Genomic DNA, 6,239 nt, shown 5'->3' with positions numbered 1-6,239 from the left:
TTTCAAAATTCCTCGCTATTTCATAAATTTTATTATGTAAGATAATACGTCTTACTTCTATAGTTTCATATCTATTTTATTACATTTTATAAAAGATATTCAAGTGATTGAAAATGTATCCACTCAATTACTTGAATGAAACATAGGAATCCTGTTAAACGAATATAATTCAGTAAAATCCTTCATAAAAGGGGAATGGGCATGGGGAATCCATTATCGATGGAAAAAATGCTTCAAATTATTCATGAAGGGCTTGCCAAAACGAATAACCCCAAACGGATTACAATTGCCGGTGCAGGGATGTCTGGATTAGTTGCAGCATCTTTATTAAAAGAGGCTGGGCACGAGGTAACGATTATAGAAGCAAATAACAGAATAGGTGGCAGGGTGTATACGATTCGGGAACCATTTAGTGCAGGATTATATTTTAACGCAGGTCCTATGCGTATTCCGGATACTCATGATTTAACTTTATCCTATATTCGTAAATTTAAACTACCGTTAAACCTTTTTATTAATAAAACTTCTTCAGATATAATTTATACGAATAACAAAAGAACGAGATTGGATGTGTTTGAAAAGGATCCAAGTGTACTTGGATATCCAGTTTTAGATAAAGAAAGAGGGAAAACAGCAGAAGGGTTAATGTTAGGGGTATTGGAACCGATACTTAATTATATTAAGAAAGATCCTGATAAAAACTGGATTATTGTTGAAAAAAAGTATAAAACATATTCGCTCGGTTCATTTTTAACCGAGTATTATTCAGATGGGGCAATAGATATGATCGGAGTACTTCTTGATATGGAAGCATACATGGGAATGTCWTTAATTGAAGTATTACGCGAAATRATCTTTTTCACTTCAACGACGAAATATTATGAGATAACRGGCGGRATGGATAAATTACCAAATTCATTTTTACCAGAGCTAAAGGATAATATTTTTATGTCGTATAAAGTAGAAAAAATTATAGAGGAAGATAATAAAGTAATGATGCAAGTAACACATGAACAAACGTTAAATTCATTTATAGTAACTGGTGACATCGCTATTGTTACAATTCCATTTTCAGCTTTGCGATTTGTAGAAGTTCAGCCATATCAGTTATTCTCTTATTATAAAAGGCGGGCAATTCGTGAATTAAATTATATTGCTTCAACTAAAATTGCGATAGAGTTTAAAAGTAGATTTTGGGAAAGAGCAGGACAATATGGTGGTAAGTCAATTACAGATTTACCTATCCGCTTTACATATTATCCGAGCTATGGCATTCATACACCAGGGGCGGCTATCGTTTTAGTGAGTTATACGTGGGCAGATGAGGCGTTAACGTGGGATAGTCTCTCGAATAGAGAACGTATTCGTTATGCGTTGAAAAATTTAGCGCAAATATATGGAAATGTGGTTTATAGTGAGTATGTTGCGGGAGAATCTTTTAGCTGGAGTCAAAATCCGTATTCTTGCGGAGCATTTACAGCTTTTGAACCAGGGCAAGAGCTTGAATTGTTTCCATATATTACGCCGCCAGCGGGTAGAGTGCACTTTGCAGGAGAACATACGACATTAACACATGGATGGATGCAAGGAGCAATCGAGTCTGGAATTAGAGTTGCTCATGAAGTGAATGGAAAATGAAASGATAATCTAGCAGTTTTGTTTACAAATAGGTATTCTTTTAATAAAATGATAAGTATAAATCGTAATAATTACGCTTTGAAGAAATTTGAAGTAGAGAAATGGATGGTCGGTCGAATGAGTAAAGTAGAAATTCATATATTAGGTGGTTTTTTAGGTAGTGGAAAATCAACATTGCTGCAAAATTTATTATTAGCAGAAAAGAAGAAAAATCGAAAAGTTGCAGTTTTGATGAATGAAATCGGTGAATACTCGGTAGATACAGATATTATTGGAAAAGAGAATGTGTTAAGAGAACTTCTGAAAGGATGTATTTGTTGTACGTTAAAAGAAGAGCTTGAAATTCAATTACATTCTTTATATCAACAAGAAAGACCAGATGTAATTTATATAGAAACAACAGGTGTCGCACATCCAATTGAAGTGTTAGATGCATGTGTATCACCAATTTTAGCTCCTTTCCTTGAAGTGAAATCTATAGTAGTCGTATTAGATGCAGTAAGATGGTTAAACCGAAGTATATTAAGTGCAAATGTACAACAGTTATTACATGAGCAAATGAAATATGGAAGTCATATTCTTATTAATAAATCAGATTTATTAACAGATGAAGATAAGAACAAAGTATTTGAAGACGTAAAAGCAATAAATAATCATGCGAAATTGTTTGAAACAAAGTATTGTAATATATCTTTAAAAGATATAGAAGAAGCTGAATTTGTGAGAGAAGGAGAACACGAGACACTTCATGTTAAACAGCATTTACATATACAAACGATGACGTATCAATTTACGAAATCGATTGATCAAGACAAATTATACGAATGGCTTTCGAATTTACCAGATAGCATTTATCGTGTAAAAGGATTTGTGAAATTCCATGGAGATAAATACCCGCATCTATTCCAATATTCGTTCGGGGTACCGACTTTACTGGAACAAGACTTCGGTTTCCCGACAAACTTAGTAGTAATAGGAGAAGGGCTAGATAAGAAACAATTGGCTGAAGGGTTAGAGAAAGTAGAAAATAATTAATCGGTTTTTCTAATCATTTTTTTAGGTAAGCTGCAAATAATTGACTTAATGAATTAAGTTAATTATTTGCAGCTTTTTGCGTGATGATTACTGTAATGAAACAGTAATTTCATTTGAACAACGGAATATATATTGATTGTATGTCCGTTTCCATTTAATAGGAAGGTGATTATAGATTTGTGCCGAATGTAGAGGTTACTACAAGAGTTTTCCATTACCAATTTTAAAGTCATGATTACGGACAGGGGAATTTGGCGTGTTTGATTCTATCAGAAAGTAAAGTATGGGGAGGATCACAATGTCGATGAAAAAACGTAAATGGCTAAGAACGGTGGTTACTGGTTGTGTTTTAGGGTCAATATTAGTAACAGTAGCTTGTTCGGGAAAGAAGACAAGTACAGAAGATGAAAAAACGATTAAGGTAGGGGTTCTTGCTTCGTTAACAGGTCCATTAGAATCGTATGGAAAACAAACAGTGAATGGGTTTGAATTAGGGTTAGATTATGCAACTGGTGGAACTGGGAAAGTGGAAGGGAAGAAGATTAAGTTTGTTGTAGAAGATACGGAAACGAAAGCCGATGTAGCGGTTAAGAAAGCTACGAAATTATTAGAAGAAGAGAAAGTTGATTTTTTAGTCGGATCATCTAGTTCAAGTGATACATTAGCAGTTTTACCACTAGCTGAAGAGTATAAAAAGATTATGGTTGTAGAACCAGCAGTTGCTGATAGTATTACCGGGAAGAACTGGAATAAATATATTTTTAGAACAGGTAGAAACTCTTCGCAAGATGCGATTGCTGGGGCTGCCTCAATTGCTAAAAAAGATGTAAAGATTGCGACGTTTGCTCCAGATAATGCTTTCGGTCGTGAAGGAATTGCAGCATTTAAAGCGGGAGCAAAGAAATTAGGTGCGAATATTGTAAACGAGCAATACGCGGATACGAATTCAACTGATTTCACTGCAAATATTCAAAATATTATTAGCTCAAAACCAGATTATTTATTTATCGTTTGGGCAGGTGCGAATTCACCATGGAAACAGTTGAAAGATATGAATGTGGAAGCGCAAGGAATTAAAATTTCTACCGGTGCACCTGATATACCAGCATTAAAAACGATGGATGCGCTAATAGGGATGCAAGGGTTTTCTGTTTATTATCACTCACTTCCAAAGAATAAGGTGAACGATTGGCTAGTAGAAGAACATAAAAAACGTTTTAATGGTGCTGTTCCAGATCTGTTTACAGCAGGAGGAATGTCAGCGGCAATTTCTATCGTCGAATCTTTAAAGAAAACGAAGGGCGATACAGATGTAGATACACTTATTAAGAAAATGGAAGGGATGGAATTTGAGACACCGAAAGGAAAGATGAAATTTAGAGAGAAGGATCATCAAGCATTACAAACTCTATATTCTATAACGCTGAAAAAGCAAGATGGTGTTGATTATCCAGTACCAGTGTTAGAGAGAGAATTAACGATGAAAGAGACAGAACCATCAATTCAGAATAAATAGACTGAATTTTCTGTTGTTTTTTATAAAGAGGGAATACCCTCTTTATACTTGTTTCTTTCATAAACATGGCTTTCAGTGGGAGGGATTTTATGACACATTTGTTAGAGACGAAAAATCTTTGTGTATCTTTTGGGGATCATCATGTTATTAAGGATGTTAATTTAACGGTACAAAAAGGAAAGCTCATTTCAATAATTGGACCGAATGGTGCTGGAAAGACAACACTATTCAATTTATTAAGTGGGCAAATTTCTCCGACGAAAGGTGAAGTTTATTTTAAAGGGCAGGATATTACAAAATTATCAATTTCAGATCGAACGCGCTTGGGCATTGGTCGTTCTTTTCAGTTGACAAATATTTTTCCAGAGCTAACAGTACTTGAAAATGTGCGTCTAAGTGTTCAATCGTTTGTTCAGGATTATTACAGTTTCTTTCCGAATGCAGCCAAGTTAAAGCAGCAAACTGGAGAAGCGAGACGTCTTTTGAAGACAGTACTCCTTCACGAGAAAGGGGACGTATTAGCTAAAGACTTAGCTCACGGAGAAAAAAGAAAGCTAGAGCTTGCTATGTTATTAGCATTAAAAACGGATGTATTACTACTAGATGAGCCGACAGCAGGTATATCAGTTGAGGAGGTACCGGCTATTTTACAAGTGATTGAAAATATTAAGAAACATCCAGAGAGTACAATTGTACTTATTGAACACAAAATGGATATGGTACTAGGTTTGTCAGACCATCTTATCGTTTTATTCCATGGAGAGTTATTGGCTGAAGGTTTGCCCGAAGAAATGATGAAAGATGAGCGTGTACAAAGTGCTTATTTAGGGGGATTATATAGTGGCACTATTACAAGTGAATAATATAGAGACGTATTTAGATCAGTTTCATATTTTACAAGGGGTATCTCTTACTGTTGAGAAAGGAACGATTACTGTACTGTTTGGAAGAAATGGGGCAGGGAAGACTACGACATTACGTTCGGTTATGGGATTTCACCATATCGCACATGGTGAAATTTATTATGATAGTACACAAGTAAATGGATTATCTACACATTTAATTTCAAGGAAAGGAATAGGGTATGTACCAGAAAATCAAGGTATTTTTCACGACCTGACAGTAGAAGAAACATTCGCTCTTGCTAGGGGGRAGGGAGAAGAAGCGGAAGAAAAAATAGACTGGATGCTTGAATTATTTCCAGATTTAAAGCAATTTTGGCATAAAAAAAGCGGACTCTTAAGCGGAGGGCAAAAGCAAATGYTAGCAATTTCAAGAGCATTTATTAATAGTGATGGTTTATTACTTATTGATGAGCCGAGTAAAGGCTTGTCGCCCATTATGATAGAAAAATTAATGATAGCCATTTTGAAAATGAAAGAGAAAACAACAGTTTTACTCGTTGAACAAAACTTTATGATGGCTAGTCAAATTGGTGATTACTTTTATATTATGGATAACGGAAGAATTGTTCATAACGGTTTTATGCATGAATTAAAAGAGGATAAGGAAATGTGTCACAAATATTTAGGAATCTCTTAACATGAATCCGGGGTGAGAAGGATGGATGTGTTAATCAATTTATTTGTAAATGGGATTTCAACAGGGATGCTCATTTTTTTATTAGCGTCWGGTCTWTCACTTATTTTCGGTTTAATGAGCGTACTAAATTTTGCGCATGGCGGTTTATTTGCATGGGGAGCATTTACAGGCGTTTGGTTATTTAATATGACAGATAGTTATTTATTAGCGCTAATTGGGGCAGTCGCTACGGGTATGTTCCTCGGTTTCATTTTAGAAAGATTTCTTATTAGACCAGTGTATGGAAACCATGTGCGGCAGCTTCTCGTGACACTCGGAGGAATGCTCGTTCTTAGCGAGTGCATCAAAATATTTTGGGGTCCTAATCCAATTGCTGCAAAATTACCGTTATGGCTTCAAGGAAGTTTTACATTTGGAGGAGTTATCTTAATAAAATATCGCCTATTCGTTATTTTAGTTGGGATACTAATTTACATCGCTTTACTATTGCTGCTGAAAAAAACAAAGA

General features: G+C 35.1%; 6 protein-coding genes. All 6 read left to right on the top strand.

The features are described from left to right. Window positions 1-201 precede the first annotated feature (201 nt). Complete coding sequence (locus AC1DJR_RS14155) at window positions 202-1,638, top strand: flavin monoamine oxidase family protein (protein WP_477002851.1); 1,437 nt, start codon at window positions 202-204, stop codon at window positions 1,636-1,638. A 117-nt stretch (window positions 1,639-1,755) separates the two neighbouring features. After that, entirely contained in the window at window positions 1,756-2,673 is a 918-nt protein-coding gene (locus tag AC1DJR_RS14150) for a CobW family GTP-binding protein (protein WP_429688216.1), read from the top strand. A gap of 298 nt (window positions 2,674-2,971) precedes the next feature. Further along, window positions 2,972-4,189 carry a substrate-binding domain-containing protein gene (locus AC1DJR_RS14145; RefSeq protein ID WP_429688184.1) on the top strand — a complete coding sequence of 406 codons (1,218 nt, stop codon included), beginning with the start codon at window positions 2,972-2,974 and terminating at the stop codon, window positions 4,187-4,189. Between the two features lie 89 nt (window positions 4,190-4,278). Further along, entirely contained in the window at window positions 4,279-5,052 is a 774-nt protein-coding gene (locus tag AC1DJR_RS14140) for an ABC transporter ATP-binding protein (RefSeq protein WP_131245768.1), read from the top strand. After that, complete coding sequence (locus AC1DJR_RS14135; protein ID WP_477002850.1) at window positions 5,030-5,731, top strand: branched-chain amino acid ABC transporter ATP-binding protein; 702 nt, start codon at window positions 5,030-5,032, stop codon at window positions 5,729-5,731. The genes AC1DJR_RS14140 and AC1DJR_RS14135 overlap by 23 nt, the downstream gene beginning before the upstream one ends. Before the next feature lie 21 nt (window positions 5,732-5,752). After that, on the top strand, window positions 5,753-6,239 hold a 487-nt coding region (locus tag AC1DJR_RS14130), incomplete at its 3' end, for a branched-chain amino acid ABC transporter permease (protein WP_477002849.1).

The sequence above is a fragment of the Bacillus sp. 05T31 genome (assembly GCF_056396725.1).
Note: the sequence above shows the minus strand (reverse complement) of the source record. Positions and strands in the feature narration are given on the sequence as shown.

Excerpts from the sequence above, each read along its gene's own strand:
- AC1DJR_RS14150 (WP_429688216.1), top strand. The coding sequence starts at position 1,756 with ATGAGTAAAGTAGAAATTCATATATTAGGTGGTTTTTTAGGTAGTGGA.
- AC1DJR_RS14145 (WP_429688184.1), top strand. The coding sequence starts at position 2,972 with ATGTCGATGAAAAAACGTAAATGGCTAAGAACGGTGGTTACTGGTTGT.
- AC1DJR_RS14140 (WP_131245768.1), top strand. The coding sequence starts at position 4,279 with ATGACACATTTGTTAGAGACGAAAAATCTTTGTGTATCTTTTGGGGAT.